Here is a 17,457-nt window from a genome sequence, read left to right as displayed (position 1 = left end):
GTTGGCCCGCCCCGACATCGCCATCGGTGACCACCCCGCCCTCGGGGTCGTTGCCAACACCGCCCCCGGCGTCCCCGCCGCGAAGATCCTCCTCGCCCGGTTGGGCTTCGTCCGCGACAACGACAGTGGCCTGTACATCCTGCCGCGCGACGAGCCCGGCCAGGCCGACACTCGCACGCTGCGTGCCGCCCACGCCGTCAGCGTCCTGCGCGGCGCGCATTTCCGCGTCGACGCCGACATCGCCTACGAGCCCGAGCCCGCCCCGGCACCGCGCCGCTCCGCCGAGCCGGACGTCGCTTTCGGGCTGCATCCCGAGTCCGGTGTCTTGGCCGCGATCACCGGCGAACGCCCCTACGCCGCGATGATCCTGCGCGCCGCCGGATTCACCCGTGACCCGGAGCGCGACGTCTACACCCTGCCCGCGGGTCTGAGCCACGAAGCCGCCAGCACGCTGACCCGCAACACCGCGTCCGTCCTGCGCCGTACCGGCTCCACGGTTCAGGTGATGCCCGGCGCCCTCGCTCCGCCGGTGCCGGCCCGGCAGGGCAACGCTCGGCTCAGCCGTGTCCTCGACGGGCCCCGGGGAGCCCGGGCGATGCTCGACTCGCTGCGGCGCTTCGTCCAGACGGCCACTGCGTGGTGCGCGGAACGCGGCAGCACCAGCGCCGTCTACCTCGCCGACCGTCTGACCGGCACCGCCGCCCGTCTCGACGTCGCCTCCCAGTCGTTGGACGCAACCAGCCGCCGCCTGCGTGGCACCGACGCGCAACCCGAAGCGGCCGAGCACACCGCGCCCGCGCCGAAGGTGGCCACTGACAAGGGGCCGCAGGTGACCAATGCTGGAGTGTTCGACGCTCTCGCCGACGAATTGCGCAACGCTCCCGAGGGCCCGGCCGCTGCCGCAGTCCTGGCCCGCGCCACCGCCCCGGACGGGCCCCTCGCACAGCTCGGCCTCATGCTCGCGGCCGCCGCGCAGCAGTCCGCGGAGTCGGCGCACGATGGCGCCGATGAGGTCACCGAGCCGCTCGTCGCCGCCTCCGTCGAAGTCGGCGCGGTCCGCGAATCCCTCAACGACGCCGGCACCAGCCTCGCTGCTGAACCCGCCGCCCCCGCCGCGACAGCACGCAGCAGCAAGACGCGTTCTGCCGACACCGCCGAGACGGCGACCTCGGTGGCCCAAGCCGCCCGAGCCACTCCCGGCCGCCGCACGATCCGCGCGACCCCGCCGCCCGAGGGCACCGACGCGGCCGGGCGGCGCGCAGCGGCGGCGAACGTCCCGGCCGCTGCCCGCCCCGCACCCGCGGCCCGGTCGCGATGACAACCCACCGCCCCTCCGTCCAAGCCCCGGTGCCCGACAAGCCCATCCTGGTCAGCCGCAACCACCACCTCGGTATCGCCGTTACCGGACCCGGCCTCAATGCCCAGGCCCGTCAGCTCGCGGAGAAGGCCGGGTTCGTGACGCACCGCGAGCAAGACGCCATGGTGCTGCCCGACCGAGTCCCTCCCGAGCACGTCCGCCGCACCACCCGCGACCTGGTGCGCCGCCTGTACGCCGCAGGATTCCCGGTCACCGTCGACGCCACGCTGCCCGGCATCCCCACGCCGGTGCCCCGCGTCGATCTCGGCCCGGCCACCGCGGCGCTGCACGACGCGCTCGGTGTCCTGAACGTCTCCCCGCACCCGCTCGACACCGCGGCGATCCTCGACGAGGTCCGCACCGGGCCGCTCGCCGCCCTCGGCGCGCTGCTGGATGCCGCCGTCGCACGCGCCGACACCCTCGACGACCCCGAGCACGTGCGCGAAGCCCGCGTCCGCCTGCACCAGGTCGCCGAAAGCGTCGCCGACGCCGAGACCGTCCTCATGGACGCCACCGCCGTGCTCCGCGCACACCCGCCGGCCTCACCGTTCCCTTCCCCGCCCCGGCACCGCAGACCCGCGCCTCCGCAACCCCCGGTGCCACCGGCGGCCCCGCACCCGCCCCGCTGCCGCTGACCGGCCCGGCTGCACGCTCTCCCTGCCCACCGATTCGGAGTACCGACATCGCCATCCCCACCCACTGGGACGTCACCCACGCCTGCGGCCACACCGTCCAGGCCGACCTGTCCCACAAGAAGGCAGACGAACGCGCCGGATTCGCCCGCTGGCTCGGCGGCCGCGACTGCACCACCTGCTGGCGCACGTCCACCGCCGAGTCCCGCGACACCAGCGCCTGGGTCGCCGAACGCCGCGCCACGGAACAGGCCGAAGCCGACGCCTGGACCGCCAAGTTCCGCATGCCCGCCCTCGACGGCTCACCCCGCGCCATCGCCTGGGCGGAGCGCTGCCGCCACCAGCTCGTATCCGACGCCTACACCGCGCTCGTCACCGACGGCGACCTCGACGACGACGCGTGGGAAGACATCGAGGACGCCGCCCGCACCGTCACACGTGCCGGCTGGTGGATCGACAACCGCGAGTCCGATCCCGGCGACCTGCCCGAACTCCTCGCCGCCGCGACCAGCAGCGACCGACCCAACGAGAACCCCTACTGAGGGAAGCGCCTGTGCACTACACGCCTCCCGACGAAGCCGACGTCGTCATCTTCCGCGACCGTACCCACGGGATCGTCGCCGACGGCGCCGACTACTCCACCACCCTCTCGCGCCTGGCCATCAACGCCGGATTCGATCTCAACCCGGTCACCGGCCCCCACCGCGTCCCCGACGAGGTGTTCCCCCGCCAGGCGGTGCATCGCGTCACCGCGCTCGCCCGCACCCTGCACGAGGCGGGCTACACGGTGCGGGTCGACTCCAGCATCCCGGATGCCGCAGCCGCGCTGTCCGCGCCGGATCTGGCGCCAATCGCCGAGACCCTCACCGACGTCGCAACCGCCGTCGAGGTGACGGTCCGCCCCGACGAAGTCCGCGAACTCCTCGACGACCTCGCCGGCGACGACGGACCTCTCATCCCGACGATGGACGTCCTGGGCCGGATCACGGACCGATGCGCCGGCTACCACCCCGCTCCGCACTACCGCGCCGCCGAAGACCTCCACGAGGCCGTGCGGCACCTCGAAGCCGCGCTCGCGAGCGTCCGCGTCGCCAGCCGCCGCCTGCCCGACCCCCAAGCCCTCACCCGGCGCACCGCACAAGCCGCCGCACCGACGATGCCAACGCACCGGTCCACCGCCGTGCCGGCCCGCTGAACAGAGATCCGGACATGGACATCACCGTCAGCCGATTCGCCTCCGCCCACGAACTGCTGCCCCAACTCCCGGCCGGGGAACTGCTCGCCGCACCCGAGCTGTCCGACGGCGCCGGGTACCGAACGCCCAGCGACCGGCTCGGGCTCGCCGACTACCTCGTCTACCCGACCGATCCGCCACACCCCGGCATGCCCGAACAGCCATACCTACGCCTGGACATCGCCCCGAGCCGTGTCGAGCGCGCCGCCGGCGCGCTGACCAGCGCCGCACAGTCGCGCATCGCGTGGCGCATCGCGGCCGCATCAGGCATCGACACGGACGCACGCTCCTGGATCGCGGTCACCGACGACACCGCCGACCGCATCGTCATCCTCGCGGCCGTCCGCGGCTTCGAGGAAGCCCCGCTCGACCTGTGGACGACAGCCCGGCGCGCCGAGGCCGAGGCGATGCTGATCGCCGCACAACTCACCGCCGAGCAGCAGGCCCTGGCCACGCCCACCGACCGCGATTTCGCCCCCGACCACGACGTCCACCTGGTGCTGGTCGAGGACGGGCCGCTCGCCGTCCACGGCGGCGACCGGCGCGCACGCCACCTGCTGCGTGAACTCGGGCTGCAACACACCCTCATCAGCGAAGAGGAAATGCACCGCACACCGTTCGGCGCCGACCCCGCCTACTGCCGCGCCCTGGCCGACCTCACCCGCGAAGTCCTCGACAACGCCGGCTACTACGTCGAGATCCACCACCGTGCAACGGCGCCGCCCCGCCCACCGTCCCAGCTCCCCGCGACAGCCGTCACCCACCATCCCGCCGCCGGGACCACAGCCGTCCCGTCTCTGCCCGCCGTTGCCCCGACAGCGCGCCACAGATAGACGACCCGCCCAGGAGCACGCGATCCCCAACCCCGCACCCGAACACCCCATCACCGAAGCCCCCGACAGCCCCGCCACGAAGCTGGTACGCACCGCTCTCGGCACACCCCCGTGGTCTCTCGCCTCCGCGTACCCGAGCGACAGCCCACTGTTCGAAACCGCTTGGCTGATCATCGAGTTCGCCGCCGACCTCGACCGCAGCCACGAGGCCCACGACGCGGCGACCCTCAAGGTCCGGCAGGCACTCGACCGGGCCACGCACAGCGGCCGGGCCTACGCGCTGGGAAGCGACGGTCCTGCTGTCGACGTCGCCGCGGGCCGGGCCGACCTCGCCCGCAAAGTGCTCGACGCCGCCCTGCGCGCCCACCGGCGCCTGCTCAACGCAGCAGCGGCCAGCACCGCACCGGCAACCCATCACACCCACACCGCCCTCACCGAAGCGTCCGGCCGCGCTCCGGACAGCCCCGAAGTCCCGCCGCGTCGCCGACGGCCGCCCACCACCACGGCCGCTCCCCGAAGGCCGGCAACACCGCCGCCGTACCCGCCTTCCCCCGGCCCTGCCCACAGCCGGTGACGTGAACTACCCCCGTACCCACACCAATGAACGAAGGACTCTTGACCACTCCCAGCCAGGCAACCGGCGAGATCACGATCGCCGACAACGGCCGGCGCCTCCGTGTCCGCGGCGCGGACGACCATGCCGCCGCGATCCTTACCGAAGCCGGCCTCCACGACGCGGTCGCCGACGGCCACCGCGAGCACTACTGGCGCCACCCAGACCAGGCCGCCCGTCGCGCCAAAGCCGCCGACATCGCGGAGCAACTCGACGCGGCTGGACACCGTGTGCTCCTGCCTGCCTACTTGCGCCCCACCCCCGACGACGCACTGACCCGGCTGCCCGCCTACACCGACGCCTCGGCCGACCACATCGACGTCGCCGTCGAAAGCGGCAGCCTGTCCCCAGCCAACCGCCACCAACTCCTCACCGAGACCCGCGACGCACTCGCCCTCGCCGCCCAGGCCTTGGGCGAAATGCGCTCCTACACCCGGGCCGTCACCTACCGCCTGCGCCGACTCCCCGGCTTCGATGCCGAACTCGCGGCCGTATGGGACAAGGTCAGCGACCTCGACACCCTCGTCCTCGATGCCCGTGACGCCGCGTTGGACGCCCGGTTCGACCTGTTCGACGACACCCCGCCCCTCGTCGACCTCACCCCCGCCCCGCGCCCCGTGACACCGACCCCAGCAGCCGTGCCGCCCGCCACACCGGCGCACGCAGGACCACCCGCCCGACGCCGGTGAGCCACCCCCCAACCGGTGCCCGCGCCCCGCCGCGGCTGTTCTCCCTCGTCCCGCTCAGCAAGGAAGCCCGCCCTGCCCGTCCGTCCCTCCGCCACGTCCGCCACCCCCGGCACCGACCTGATGCTGTACCTCTTGTTCGGCGTCCTCGCCGCCGGACTCGGCGTCGGTTCCCTCGCCTGGGCCTTCGCCAACACCGCCAACACGCTGTTCGGCGACGGCCCGTCGGCGCCGTACCAGCCGATCGAAGCCCTCACCCTCCCCGCCACGCTTTGGCCGTCGCTCCCCGAACCGGCGCTGTGGGCCAGCTGCTACATCGCCCCGGCCGTCCTCCTCGCCGTGGCGGCCGTCGCCGTCCTCAAGGTCCGTGCCCGGTTCACCGAGCGCAAGGACGGCATGGCCAGCGAACGCGACCTCGCCGCGCTGCTCCCGAAGGAGATCACCGCCAAAGCCAAGGCCCTGCGGCCGAGTCTGCGCGAGACCCCGCCCAAGGACATCGCACCCGACGACCGCGGGATCCTCCTCGGCACCCTGCCGCCCCGCACGACCGAGGTCCGATCCTCCTGGGAGGACGTGCTGCTGGCGATCATGGCGCCGCGTTCCGGCAAGACCTCCGGTCTCGCGATCCCCGCCGTCCTGCGCGCCCCCGGCCCCGTCCTGCTCACCAGCAACAAAGCAGCCGGCGACGCCTACACCGCATGCCTGGACGCCCGCGTGAAACTCGGGCGTGTGTGGACGCTGGACCCGCAGCAGATCGCCCACGCGGAGCGCACCATGTGGTGGGACATCCTCGCCGACGCGAAAGACCTCGGCGGAGCCCGCCGCCTCGCAGGCCATTTCGTGTCCGCATCCGTCGACGAAGGCAACAGCGGGGACTTCTGGTCAACCGCGGCGGCGAACACGCTCACGGCCCTGTTCCTCGCTGCTTCGTCCGACGGACGGCCGATCACCGACGTGCTCGGCTGGCTGGCGACCCCGGCCGACCGCACCCCGATCGACCTGCTCCGCGACGGCGGATTCGACAGCGTAGCCGCCCAGTTGCAGGGCACGGTCTCCGGCGCGGTCGAGACCCGCGACGGCATCTACGAGACCGCCCGCCAGTACGCCGCCTGCCTGCTCGACCCCGGCATCGCCGCCTGGGTCAGCCCCCAGCCCGACCTGGACGAGTTCCGGCCTGAGGAGTTCGCCACCGGCAAGGACACGCTGTTCCTGCTGTCCAAGGACGGCGGCGGCTCCGCCTCCGCACTCATCGCCGCCGCGGCCGACGCCGTCATGCGCGCCGCGGTCGCCCAGGCCGAACGCGACGGCGGACGCCTCGACGCCCCGCTCCTGGCGATCCTCGACGAGGCCGCCAACGTCTGCAAGATCAGCGACCTCCCCGACCTGTACTCGCACTTGGGATCGCGCGGAGTCATCCCCATCACGATCCTGCAGTCCTACCGCCAAGGCGTCCGCGTGTGGGGCGAGGCCGGCATGGACGCCCTGTGGTCCGCGGCCACGGTCAAGCTGATCGGCTCCGGTATCGACGACGCCGACTTCGCCGACAAGCTCTCACGGATGATCGGGGAACACGACGTCGAGACCGTCTCCCACTCCACCAGCGAGTCTGGCCGGTCGACGTCCACCTCGATGCGTCAGGAACGCATCCTGCCGGCCGACAAGGTCCGCGCCCTGCCCAAGGGCAAGGCCTTGCTGTTCGCCACCGGCATCCGGCCAGGGCTCCTGGACCTCAAGCCCTGGTACCTCGAACCCGACAGCAAACCCCTCGCCGCCGCCTCAGCCCAGGCCACGGCCGCCATCACCGCCCGCGCCCTCGCCAAGCACCGGGCCACGCCCCGCGGCGACGCCAACGTCGCCGCGTAGGCCGCACCGTCCACCCGCTCTCGGAGCCGCATGCCGAACCCCACCGGGCCCGAGCCGGTCCTCGCTTACGTCGCCGAACAGGCCGCCCAACAGCGCAGCCTCACCGAGACCGCCCGCTGCTACGACCTGCTCGCGAACCGCGTTCTCGCTCTGGCCGGCCCCGGCCAGGCCCTGCGGACCGGGCCGATCGCCAGCTCCTCGTCGACCTGCAGTTCGCCGGCGCCTTCATCGCCCACGACCTCGCCCGACTCACCGACCCCGAGGCGGCGGCACCCAACAAGCTCGTCGCCGCACTCGTCCGCGCCCAGGTCGCCGCCACGTACGGCACCCACCGCGTCGGCCACGCACTCGACCTCTTCGCGGTGTACCACCACGAGCGTGAGTGCCGGTACGCCCTCACCGATGGCGCGGACCACCTCAAGCGCGCCGCCCGCTTCCTCCACACCGCAGCCACCACAGCACAGCCCCGGGTCTCGGCGACACCCGCACACCGCAGCACCCCCGCCACCCACGCCGCACCGACCCGCCGCTGAGCGGCCTCCGCGTCGCCCCACTTCCAGCACCCATCGCCGCGCCGCGAACAGCCTCCCACACCGATTTCCCCGAAAGGCCGCCGTGCCCCACAACCCAACCGCCCGCACCACCACGCACATCCGAGAAGAACAGCCCGTCGGCGAACCCGCCTTGGTCCTGCTGTCCCTCGGTGCCGGAATCCAAAGCACGAGTCTGGCCCTGCTCGCCGCCGAAGGCGCGCTCGGCCGGATAGACGGCATGGTCTTCGCCGACACCGGATGGGAACCCCGCGCCGTCTATGCGCACTTGGAGCGTCTCGAACGCGAAGTCCTGAAACCGGTAGGAATTCCGCTCCACCGGGTTTCCTCGGGCAATATTCGCAACGACGCCCTCAACCCGGCCAGCAGGTTCGCGACGATCCCCCTCTACGTGAAGAACCCGGACGGGGGAAACGGGATGCTGCGCCGGCAATGCACCGGCCAGTACAAGGTGAAGCCGATCAAGGAGAAGGTCCGCGAACTCCTCGGCGCGCCTTATCCGATACGGATTCCACGGGGCGTCTACGTCGAGCAGTGGATCGGCATTTCCCTGGATGAAGTCCACCGCGCCAAAGACTCCGACGTCGCCTACATGCGCAACCGCCACCCGCTCCTGGAAATGCGCTGGACCCGCGATGACTGCATCGACTTCCTGAAGTCCCGCGGCTGGGGAACCACGCCGAAATCAGCCTGCCTCGGATGTACTTACCATTCCAACGCCCAATGGCGAGCACTGCGCGACACCTCGCCCGACGAGTGGGCGGACGTCGTCGCGTTCGACCACGCGATCCGCGCCGGGAACGCCCGCGCAAACGCCGCCGGCAATCCCTTGCTCGGCGAGGCGTTCCTCCACCGCTCCCGCGTCCCGCTCGACCAGGCGCCGATCAACCGTCTCACCCGCGCCGAACAAGCCGTCCTGAACACCACCGCACCCCTATGGTCCGACGCCGAAGGCGACGACGGGTTCGAAACGGGCTGTTCCCCGTGGTCGTGCCGCGCCGACAACGCCCACCTCGAAGTCATCGAACACCCGCTTACCCAGGACGACTTCGACCAGGCCGCATAGCCCCGTCCACGCGTCCCTCCAACGATCCGCGAACCACCGAAAGCCCCGATCATGCCCGAATCCCCTGCCCCGATCGTCATCGCCCGCGACAGATTCCTCGGTGTCGGCACCATCACAGCCGATCCCCTTGTCGGCGCCCTGCTGGTCAGGGCCGGCTTCCACGCCTCCAGCCACACCGAGCAGGAACTCGGCCTCCTCGACGCCGACCCCGGACGCCGCTACTACAACCTCCCGCACTGCGGACGCTCCGAGGAGATCCGCGCGGCGAGCCACGCCGCCGAAATGCTGCGCGCCGCCCGCTTCCAGGTCGACCTGGACCCCCCGCTGTACGTAGGTCCGACCACCACCGTCACAGACCCCCACGGGCTGCAGTTCGCCGGGGCCGCGATCCTGGACGCCACCGACCTCGTCGCCGGCGCCGACAACCTTCCGGCCGTCTGCGACGCGCTCGCGCTCGTCCTCGACGAGTACGACGGCGCGCTCGCCCGGCTCACCGAGTTCTTCGAAGTCGCCGCAGAGAAGGCCCACGCGGTGGGCGCACCTCTGCAGGATTTCGCCCGCGACTTCGAGGCCGCCGCCCAGCTCAACACCCAGCTGTGGGAACGCCTCGCCGAGGCCGCCGACGCCACCAGGCCCACCGAGCCCACGCCGCACGACCTGCCGCCCAGCACCGCAATGCTCGCCGCCCGGCACAGCGCCGCCGTCCGCGCCCGCGCCGCCGGCGCTCCCGCGGTCACCCGCGAACCGGTCCCCCTGTCCGCAAACCATCGGATCGCCGCTCCGCTGCCGCGGCCGAACCCCACGGCCCTGGGCGGCCGACGCTGACCCACCCCCTCCCCCGGCCCGGGCGGGCGCGCATGATCCTGGACCTGTTCGCCGGCCCCGGCGGCTGGTCACAAGGGCTGCGTGCACTCGGCGCCCGCGACGTCGGCGTGGAATGGGACCGGCACGCCGTCGCCACCCGAACCGCCGCCGGCCACACCTCCATCCACGCCGACGTCGCCGCCCTCGACACCACCCCGTTCCACGGCAACGTCACCGGGCTGATCGCGTCACCGCCGTGCCAGGCCTGGTCCATGGCGGGGAAACGCCTCGGACTCGTCGACCAGCCGCTCGTCCACCAGGCCGTCGCCGACCTCGCCCGCGGCGACGACACCCGCGCCACCCTCCTCACCGCGTGCGCCGACCCACGCAGCCTGCTCGCCGCCGAGCCTGTCCGCTACCTCAAGGCCCTCCGCGCACACGACGGCGGACCCGAATGGGTCGCCTTCGAAGAAGTCCCCGACGTCCTGCCGCTGTGGCGGCAGATCGCCGAAATCCTCCGCGCCTGGGACTACTCCGTGTGGACAGGCCTGCTCAACGCAGCCGACTACGGCGTACCGCAGACACGACGCAGGGCGATCCTCCTCGGCTCCCGCACCCGCACCGCACAACCCCCCGAGCCGACCCACGCCGAACACCCCCAGCCTGCCTCCCTGTTCGGCCCCGGCCGCCAGCGGTGGGTGTCCATGGCCGAAGCGCTCGGCTGGGGCGCCACCGACCGGCCCGTACCGACCGTATGCGCCGGAGGAGGTCCAGGCGGCGGGCCCGAGCCGTTCCCCTCCGGCTCCCGCGCCGCGCTCATGCGCGCCCAGGACCTAGGCGCCTGGGTCCTGCGCCACAACAACCAGGCCCACGCCGCCGTCCGGCGCCTCGACCAACCCGCCGCCACCCTCATGTTCGGCAACCGCGCCAACGAAGCCCGCTGGACCCCCACCACACCACCCCCGACCAACGAGACCACCACCAACGATGCGCAACCCGAGCCGGAAGCCCACGCGCCGCGGGAGGACGGCCCGCGGAGCGCATCCCTGCGCCTGACCCCGTCCGAGGCCGGCGTTCTGCAGTCCTTTCCCGCCGACTACCCCTGGCAGGGCAACAAGGGCCAGGTCTTCTCCCAGATCGGCAACGCCGTCCCCCCGCTGCTGGCCCGCCACCTGCTCGCCGCGCACATCCCACTCACCCGCGACCAACTCGGCCTCGCCGCCTAAAACCCGCCACCCCGCCCCCACACGGAAGCCCAACCGCCATCTCCGCCACCCTCTCCCCTGACGCCGAAGCCCGCTTCGATGCGCAGGTCCACATCTACGAAGACCCCGAAACCCGGCTCCTGCGCGACTATGTCTACCCCGAACTTGTCCCGTTCGGGCTTCCCCCCGGCTACCGGGCTGCCGACCCCGGAAGTGCCCTCGGCGCCCAGCACCTGTTCGCCCGCGCCCCGGAGATCGAACGGCTCGCCAGCCACCACAACGACGAACAGCACTGGCTGCTCCTCGCCGAACCGGAGCCGTTCGGGGACCCCGGCGACGACGAACTCCTTGCCCTCCACATCCGCCTCGACCACACCGCCAAGACCTTCGCCACCCTGGGGACCTGGCACTCCAACATCGCGTTCGCCCAGCTCGCCCTCATCCGCGACGACAACTGCCCCGCCGACAAGACCGAGATCAGCGAGGCGTACGCGCACCTACGTGGCAACGACCCCGAGTCCCTCGCGGTCAACGCGCACATCCGCGCCTCCGGCGACCGATACCGGGTCGAGGGCACCTACACCCTTGCCGGCTACCCCTACCGCGAGGCTTGGACGGTCGCCGAAGACCTTCACGCCGGCCACGAGGACGACCCGATCCGGGTGTTCCTGGACACCGTCCACCTGCCCACCGGCACCTACCAGGCAAGAACCACGGCTTCCCCGACCTCGACGCCGCCGCAGCCTGGCTCAACGACCACGCCCCCGGCCTGCCACCGGCCTGCCACCACTGGGCACCCGCGACCGCCCGGCCACGCCCCGGCACCCCGCCCGCCCCGGCACCCGGCGCGAGCCGCGCCACCGGCAGCACTGCCCCTGGACGCTGAGCCCCGCCCGCCCCCGCAGCACACGCCACGCGCCCGCTGTCCACACCCTGTGGACAGCGGGCGGACTCCTCACCACCCGCCCGTCCTCGCGGGAGCACCACGATCGAGCCCGTCATCACCGCCGAGCAGGCCCTCCTCGGCGCACTCCTCCTCCAACCCGATCTCATCCCGGCGATCAGTCGCACCGTCGCCGCCGCGGACTTCTACCGGCCGGCCCACGCCGCGCTGTTCGGCGCCCTGGCCGACAACCCGCTTCCGAACACCGAGCCGACCGCCGACCACGTCCTCCGCCTGCTCGCCACCGCCGGAGAACGGGCCGCCGGGCTGACAGCGGTGTACGCGCACACCCTCATGGCCGCCTGTCCCCACCCCGAACACGCACCCGTATACGCCCGGATCGTCGCCGAGGCCGCCGTCGCCCGCCGCATCCAAGAGCACGCCGAACGCCTGGTCCAAGTCGCTCGCACCGACCGGGAGCGTGGCGGCGTCACCGAGACTCTCCGCCACCTCGACGCCCTCCACGACGTCCTCAACCGGACCCGGGCGGCCCACCCCGCACCGCGACGGGCAGCACCTCCCGCCCGGCAAACCGTCCCCGTGGGAGCCCGCGCGGACGAGGCCCCGGTGGAAGAGGAGATGGTGCTGCGGTCGCTGGCCGCCGCCCCCGCAGGGCTCGCCGACGTCGACTGGCTCACACCGGACGACTTCGCGCACCCTACGCACGCGGCGCTGTTTGCGTGCCTGCGCGCCCTCGACCGCCGCGGCGAACGCATCGACCCGGTCACCCTGCTCTGGGAAGCCCACACCGCCGGCTACCTGGCCGGCCTGCGCCTCGACGCCCACCGCGTCACGGAACTGCTGGCCGGCGGCACCGGCATCAGCGCCGCCTACGAAGCCCGGCAAGTCCTGCGCCACGCATTGCTGCGCCGCACGCATCAATGCGCCGCACAGATTGCCGACATGGCCGCCCAGGCGCGTCTCCCCGCGCACCACCTCGCCGCGGCAGCCGCACGCGCGCTCGACCCTGCTGATGCCCTACGGCGGCGCTGGCACACCTCCCACACCCCAGACGCAACCCCGCGTGGCTGCACCCGGCCCGCCTCCGCGCGACCGCGCAGCCCGACGGCCCCACCCAGCAAAATCCCCGCCGTCGCCCATCCCACCGCGCACCGCTGACACACCCGCCAACGAGCACCCCGCACCCAGCAGCCGGAAGAGGCCCCACCCCGCGTGATCGAGTACCCCCACCGCCACTACCACCGCGACCCTGCACATCGCCGACGCCCTCGACCAGATCCGCCGACGCCTCGGCAAACACAAGGTCGAAGCCCCCCACGGAACCACAGCGTTCCCCGACGCCCCCACCGCGTTCGACCTCGGGTTCCTCGCCAGCCGACTCGCCGAAGTCATCGCCGCCACCGCCGACGAATCACAGGTTCGCTCCGGTTTCGCCGGCCTGAGCCCTCATGGTCAACACACCACCGCGATCCTCACCCGCACGACTGCCCAAGCCACCGAAGCACTCGGCCACGTGTCATCCGCACTCGCCGAAGCAGGCACCCACTACGCCACCGCGGATAACCCGTTCCACCAAGAACAACCCTCCGTCGCGGTCGGTGAACGCCGCCACCGCCACCTCGCTCACAGTCACCGCATCCTCACCCACACCATCGTCGAACTCCGCGACGCCACCGCCGATTACGGCTACACGTACCCCCGCCCCCGCAAACGCGTCCGCGGCATCACCCCTGTCACCCTGGACAAGTCCCCCACCAAGCCGACCGCCGGTGCCGCCCGCGCTACGGCCCCGCGACTGATCTGAACACGGTCGCCAAAGTCCCGCCCTACACCGCCGTTCTGCAGCGCACCGCTACCCGGACTCCGCGCCTGGGACCGCAACGAGATCTTCCGCCTGCCCGACACGCACCAGGCCGAGGCTCCGCCTGACGCCGGTGTCCTCCCCGACATCCCGAGAACACGCCGCCATGGTGCACGGCGTGGGCGCCTGCGACAGAAGGTTGGCAGGTGAACGAGGCTGTCTGAGCGCGATGACTCCGCAAGGCGCGCCCCGGCACGGCGTCCGGCTACGCCGTTCCGTCGCGACCAGTTGATCTGGTACTGGGCGTCCCGACCACCAACGAGTACCAGTCTGCCGCCGCTTCGCGCACCTCCTCCATTCCGTAGGCCTCAGCGATGGCGTCGAACGTCAGCAGAGACGGGCCTACCTGCGTGTCCCTACGGGCGGCGAGCAGCCCGACCGCCTGCCGCACAGACCTCAACGCCAAATGCCACCCCAGACGATGCTCCCGTACCAGCACGTCCTGGCATACCGCGGCGCGAGACAGGCGTTTCATACTCCTCGGTCGACGGGCAATGCCAGCCTGGTCTGCATGACTGATCGTGAATACTCGGCGCTGTTCGGTGTCTTCCGTGAGACGGGAGTACTCAACCGGGAAGGGTTCTACCTGCCTACATACGACCCGGAGAGCGGCAAGCCTGTCGGGGGGATCGACGCGCATGAGTTTGCGCACCGCCTGCTCGCAGCTCTGGGACGCTGCGGCGCGCAAGAGGGTACGTGCACACGCTGCCTCTCCGCAGTCGATGACGACTCGTGAGCCGACCAGGCAAGGAGATCGGGTGTCGGCGGGCCACGCGGTTGTCGTGGCCGCCGAATGGCTGGAGGGATCGTGCTGCTGCCGTACGTGATGTGGATGAGCAGTGATATCGATCCGGTGTGGCCGCTGCCGGTTTCGCTCGTTTCCTTCCGGGCCATCCGGTGACTGCGGACGCCCGTTTCGGGCACAACATGATCCGCTGCTCGGTCTTCGGACTTGTGGCCCAGACCGAAGGCGAACACCGCTGGCAGGCAATGCGCGATCGACAGGCGGGATCTCGCCCGTGCACCCGTGACCGCTTGGAGTTCAAGCTATGGTTCCGGGGCCTCGAACGAAGCCGACCAACCGCACCCAAAGTCGCGGATTCTCTACGACGCTTCCTCTTCGTCAGTGTGGCTCCGCCGATGGTGCGGATGGTCCTCGTCGACCTTGCGTCCCATATGGAGGGGGGCGGGCAGGGTTTGGCGGTAATCCCAGGCTGCTCCCTGGTTGGTCAGGACTGCAGCGTCGCGACCGAGGGTCAGGATGTCCGTGTTCGGGTCTAGCGGGATGACCGTAAAGTGCACGCTGGTGTGCGCATAGGCCGTCTTGCGGAGGCGGCCTGCTTCTTCAGTGGCCCAACGGGTGTGGTCCCGTCCGGGACGGGTGGTGCTCTCGGAGAAGTTCCGGGGGATGTTGGCGAGGACGAACGTGCCGACGGCGACGGCGTGACCTTTCTGTTCGGTGTGGAGCTGGAACAGGGTGCGCACGGTCTTTCGGCGTGTCTCTGTCCATTGGTTGGTTTCGGCGTCCCATGTCCATCTGTGGGTGCCGATTGGGCGGGCGAGTCTGTCGCTGGGTGGTAGGACGCGAATGACGGCGCGCGGCCGCTGGGTGGCGGGATTGCCCGCGCCGGGAAGCCATCGCTCCGGCGGGGTGCCGGAGGGTGTGGGAAGGCCGAGGTTGGCGTCCTTGAGTCCGGGCCAGATGCGCTCGGTGGCGTCGCCGTTGACGTAGACGACGGCCGGGCTTCGGTCCGGGAGTTGATGGCCTATCGCGGTGAGAGCTTCCCGGACGAGCGCTGCGATGGCCGCGTCGTCGGCGGGGACACCGAGGTTTGCGGCGTGCAGTTTGGCGGTCGCTTCGCCGTGTGGGAGCCAGCGGTGTTGGGCGGGGGTCCAGGTCCAGGTCTGCCACGGACCGTCGGCACGGTGGGGGCGCATGGCGGTGAGGATGACTGTGGCTTCGCCTGGTCCTGCGGGCCGTGGTTGACCAGGCCGGCGGCGGGTGGCGTGTCGGCGGATCCAGATGCCGACGTGCCACTGGTCGGCGGGTTTCCGCTTGCCGAACGCGTGGCTGAGCCGTGCGTCCACAAGTCCTTGGCCGCGGAGGAGATCGCGGTACGCGCTGGTGACCGCGTGTGCTCGCTGGCTCTCCCAGGCTTCTTGTTCGCGTTTGGAGACTTGGTGGGAGGCCGCGGTCTTGGGCTTTCCTGACCGCGGGTTCTTCGGAGGTGGCGGTGCCGGTTTGGTCGCGGTCATAAACCGCAGGTATTGCGTGGTCGCTCCCAGTGCGGCGAATGCGCGGCGCGACAAGTGCTTGCCGTCTTGGTCTTCGGCCTGGGCGCGTTCGCCGGCGTTGGAGTACTGGCGGGATGCGTCGTAGTCGGTTTCGGCGAGGACGGCGATCGCGGTCCCGCGCCGGGCTTTCCACCATGGGTCGTCGGCGATGCGCTGCCGACGTTGCTCGGCAGTCGCAGTGCCGTGTTCCAGGACGTGGTGACGGTCTGCCGCGAAGACGAGTTCGACGCGACCGCCGCAGGCAAGGTGGGCTGCCCCGTCGGTTGCCACGAAGTCGGGTGGCAAGCCAAGCTGTTCGATCGCCCCAGTCTGCATGCGCAGTCGGGTCTCGGGTGTGGACCACAGGGCGACGAGGCGCAGGACGCCGATGCCTGCTGCGTCCAGGGTGGTGGCGAGGTCGGCTGCGTTGATGGGCCCTGCATGTTTGCGGTCGCCGACGACGTCGGGAAGTGCGACGCCGGTGACGGGAATGGCGATGGGCATGCGCTGCGACAGCGGTTCGTTCGCCAGGGCGATTCGTTCATGGAGCTGTCGGCCGAACTCCATGCCCATGCCGCGGCCGAGCGGGTGGCTCTCGGACTTGGGCGCGACGGCGCGGATGAGTCCTGGTGCTTGATCGCCTGGGGTCGCCAGGGGGATGGCGTCGAGGTTGTCCGGGACGCTCGGAAGCGTGGCCTGACGCGGGATGTCAGGGCGGCCAGCAAGACGGCGGGCTACGGCGACCGCGGCGACGTTCAGCCGGGGATTGTGTGCGGGGCCGTCGGTGCGGGCGGTAAGCAGCAGAGGGTGGCCGGGCTCGTGGAGGAGGACGGTTCTGACTCCGTACCAGCGGTGGGCGAGTCGGGTGGCGGCGGCGCGGGCGATCAGGACGGGTTCGGGCAGGTAGCCGTAGGAGGCGGAGGTGATGGTCAGGCGGGGCATCTGGTGGCGACGGTCGCTGTTGGGCTGTTTGGGGCTGGGGATGGTGTGGTCCCAGGCGACGAGGTGGCCGTCGGTGTCCATCCGCCAGGTGATGGTGTGTCCGTCGAGGTCCCAGGGTTGGGCGGCGAGTTGCTCGGCGAGGTGCCAGGCCGCGATTTCGCCGGCCCACCAGTCGCCGGTGACCTCCCCGTTGCGGCGGGGCATGGGGACGGCGCGTGTGCGGGGCGCCGCGGCCGCGGTCATGTCTCCCAGGCGGGTTCCGAGGTCGGTTCCGCGCGAACCTGGGAGGACGGCTTCGGCCCAGTAGAGGAAGACGTCGCGCAGGTCGTCTTCGTCGAACGGCGTTCGGCCGAGGAGGCGGAGCCTGTCGTCTTGGATGACGAGACGAGCCCAGTCTCCGTGCAGGGATCGCAGGACCGTGTTAAAGGCCTTGATGGGGGGTTGTACGTCGCGGGTGTCCCCGCAGCGCTGTTTGTAGCCAAGGGCGAGGTCGTCCCACAGATCGATGGCGGCGGGTGCGAGGACTTGCTCGTTGACGGTGCCGCAGTCGTCGGGGGCGATGCGGTAGGCGAGTTGGCGCAGGCGCCAGCCGTCGAACGGCGGTCGGCCGAAGGGCTCCGAGGTCACGGCTG

At 71.5% G+C, this 17,457-nt stretch carries 17 protein-coding genes and 1 pseudogene; 15 read left to right on the top strand and 3 right to left on the bottom strand.

The window, feature by feature from the left end:
* The first annotated feature begins 1 nt into the window (after nucleotide 1).
* The 8 genes from ABEA93_RS02110 (at nucleotide 2) to ABEA93_RS02075 (ending at nucleotide 7,218) form a co-directional block, all read left to right on the top strand.
* Nucleotides 2-1,318, top strand: a complete 1,317-nt coding sequence (locus ABEA93_RS02110) for a hypothetical protein (RefSeq protein ID WP_345673469.1) — start codon at nucleotides 2-4, stop codon at nucleotides 1,316-1,318.
* A gap of 29 nt (nucleotides 1,319-1,347) precedes the next feature.
* Entirely contained in the window at nucleotides 1,348-1,992 is a 645-nt protein-coding gene (locus tag ABEA93_RS02105; RefSeq protein ID WP_345673468.1) for a hypothetical protein, read from the top strand.
* Nucleotides 1,993-2,273: 281 nt separating this feature from the next.
* The gene (locus ABEA93_RS02100; protein ID WP_345673467.1) at nucleotides 2,274-2,531 is read left to right on the top strand and encodes a hypothetical protein; all 258 of its coding nucleotides are present in this window, start codon (nucleotides 2,274-2,276) and stop codon (nucleotides 2,529-2,531) included.
* 11 nt (nucleotides 2,532-2,542) lie between these two features.
* On the top strand, nucleotides 2,543-3,184 hold the full coding sequence (locus ABEA93_RS02095) for a hypothetical protein (protein ID WP_345673466.1): 642 nt from the start codon (nucleotides 2,543-2,545) through the stop codon (nucleotides 3,182-3,184).
* A gap of 14 nt (nucleotides 3,185-3,198) precedes the next feature.
* Entirely contained in the window at nucleotides 3,199-4,056 is an 858-nt protein-coding gene (locus ABEA93_RS02090; protein ID WP_345673465.1) for a hypothetical protein, read from the top strand.
* Entirely contained in the window at nucleotides 4,031-4,630 is a 600-nt protein-coding gene (locus ABEA93_RS02085) for a hypothetical protein (RefSeq protein ID WP_345673464.1), read from the top strand. The genes ABEA93_RS02090 and ABEA93_RS02085 overlap by 26 nt, the downstream gene beginning before the upstream one ends.
* Before the next feature lie 41 nt (nucleotides 4,631-4,671).
* Complete coding sequence (locus ABEA93_RS02080; RefSeq protein ID WP_345673463.1) at nucleotides 4,672-5,358, top strand: hypothetical protein; 687 nt, start codon at nucleotides 4,672-4,674, stop codon at nucleotides 5,356-5,358.
* Nucleotides 5,359-5,478: 120 nt separating this feature from the next.
* Nucleotides 5,479-7,218 carry a type IV secretory system conjugative DNA transfer family protein gene (locus ABEA93_RS02075; RefSeq protein ID WP_345673462.1) on the top strand — a complete coding sequence of 580 codons (1,740 nt, stop codon included), beginning with the start codon at nucleotides 5,479-5,481 and terminating at the stop codon, nucleotides 7,216-7,218.
* Between the two features lie 119 nt (nucleotides 7,219-7,337).
* Here ABEA93_RS02075 and ABEA93_RS02070 read toward each other — a convergent pair whose 3' ends face one another.
* Nucleotides 7,338-7,661: a hypothetical protein gene (locus ABEA93_RS02070; RefSeq protein ID WP_345673461.1), complete on the bottom strand. Its 324-nt coding sequence runs from the start codon at nucleotides 7,659-7,661 to the stop codon at nucleotides 7,338-7,340.
* Nucleotides 7,662-7,944: 283 nt separating this feature from the next.
* On the opposite strand from ABEA93_RS02070, the gene ABEA93_RS02065 reads away from it, so the two are divergent.
* Genes ABEA93_RS02065 through ABEA93_RS02055 form a run of 3 tightly spaced genes read left to right on the top strand, consistent with a single transcriptional unit; the run spans nucleotide 7,945 to nucleotide 10,865 of the window.
* Nucleotides 7,945-8,835, top strand: coding sequence for a hypothetical protein (locus ABEA93_RS02065; protein WP_345673553.1), 891 nt, complete (start codon nucleotides 7,945-7,947; stop codon nucleotides 8,833-8,835).
* A gap of 51 nt (nucleotides 8,836-8,886) precedes the next feature.
* The gene (locus tag ABEA93_RS02060; RefSeq protein ID WP_345673460.1) at nucleotides 8,887-9,660 is read left to right on the top strand and encodes a hypothetical protein; all 774 of its coding nucleotides are present in this window, start codon (nucleotides 8,887-8,889) and stop codon (nucleotides 9,658-9,660) included.
* A 32-nt stretch (nucleotides 9,661-9,692) separates the two neighbouring features.
* Nucleotides 9,693-10,865 carry a DNA cytosine methyltransferase gene (locus tag ABEA93_RS02055; RefSeq protein WP_345673459.1) on the top strand — a complete coding sequence of 391 codons (1,173 nt, stop codon included), beginning with the start codon at nucleotides 9,693-9,695 and terminating at the stop codon, nucleotides 10,863-10,865.
* On the opposite strand, the gene ABEA93_RS02050 is transcribed toward ABEA93_RS02055, so the two are convergent.
* Nucleotides 10,862-11,218, bottom strand: coding sequence for a hypothetical protein (locus ABEA93_RS02050; RefSeq protein ID WP_345673458.1), 357 nt, complete (start codon nucleotides 11,216-11,218; stop codon nucleotides 10,862-10,864). The genes ABEA93_RS02055 and ABEA93_RS02050 overlap by 4 nt on opposite strands.
* A gap of 548 nt (nucleotides 11,219-11,766) precedes the next feature.
* Between ABEA93_RS02050 and ABEA93_RS42065 the strand changes: the two are divergent.
* From ABEA93_RS42065 to ABEA93_RS02030, 4 genes and pseudogenes are all read left to right on the top strand, one after another.
* Nucleotides 11,767-12,078 (top strand): annotated as a pseudogene (locus tag ABEA93_RS42065) (DnaB-like helicase N-terminal domain-containing protein); the annotation flags it as partial.
* Between the two features lie 249 nt (nucleotides 12,079-12,327).
* Nucleotides 12,328-12,906, top strand: coding sequence for a DnaB-like helicase N-terminal domain-containing protein (locus tag ABEA93_RS02040; protein WP_345673456.1), 579 nt, complete (start codon nucleotides 12,328-12,330; stop codon nucleotides 12,904-12,906).
* A 355-nt stretch (nucleotides 12,907-13,261) separates the two neighbouring features.
* Complete coding sequence (locus ABEA93_RS02035) at nucleotides 13,262-13,552, top strand: hypothetical protein (protein WP_345673455.1); 291 nt, start codon at nucleotides 13,262-13,264, stop codon at nucleotides 13,550-13,552.
* Between the two features lie 568 nt (nucleotides 13,553-14,120).
* A complete protein-coding gene (locus tag ABEA93_RS02030; RefSeq protein ID WP_345673454.1) occupies nucleotides 14,121-14,345 on the top strand; it encodes a hypothetical protein in 225 nt (74 codons plus the stop codon).
* A 368-nt stretch (nucleotides 14,346-14,713) separates the two neighbouring features.
* On the opposite strand, the gene ABEA93_RS02025 is transcribed toward ABEA93_RS02030, so the two are convergent.
* On the bottom strand, nucleotides 14,714-17,452 hold the full coding sequence (locus ABEA93_RS02025; protein ID WP_345673453.1) for an RNaseH domain-containing protein: 2,739 nt from the start codon (nucleotides 17,450-17,452) through the stop codon (nucleotides 14,714-14,716).
* Nucleotides 17,453-17,457: the final 5 nt, after the last annotated feature.

It is taken from the genome of Yinghuangia aomiensis (genome assembly GCF_039542225.1).
Taxonomy (GTDB): domain Bacteria; phylum Actinomycetota; class Actinomycetes; order Streptomycetales; family Streptomycetaceae; genus Yinghuangia; species Yinghuangia aomiensis.
The sequence above is the reverse complement of the archived record's forward strand: the minus strand, read 5'-3'. Positions and strand labels throughout refer to the sequence as shown.

What these genes read in the sequence shown, in the direction of transcription:
- ABEA93_RS02030 (WP_345673454.1), top strand. Translation starts at nt 14,121, where the DNA reads ATGACTGATCGTGAATACTCGGCGCTGTTCGGTGTCTTCCGTGAGACG.
- ABEA93_RS02090 (WP_345673465.1), top strand. Translation starts at nt 3,199, where the DNA reads ATGGACATCACCGTCAGCCGATTCGCCTCCGCCCACGAACTGCTGCCC.
- ABEA93_RS02060 (WP_345673460.1), top strand. Translation starts at nt 8,887, where the DNA reads ATGCCCGAATCCCCTGCCCCGATCGTCATCGCCCGCGACAGATTCCTC.
- ABEA93_RS02055 (WP_345673459.1), top strand. Translation starts at nt 9,693, where the DNA reads ATGATCCTGGACCTGTTCGCCGGCCCCGGCGGCTGGTCACAAGGGCTG.
- ABEA93_RS02100 (WP_345673467.1), top strand. Translation starts at nt 2,274, where the DNA reads ATGCCCGCCCTCGACGGCTCACCCCGCGCCATCGCCTGGGCGGAGCGC.
- ABEA93_RS02075 (WP_345673462.1), top strand. Translation starts at nt 5,479, where the DNA reads ATGCTGTACCTCTTGTTCGGCGTCCTCGCCGCCGGACTCGGCGTCGGT.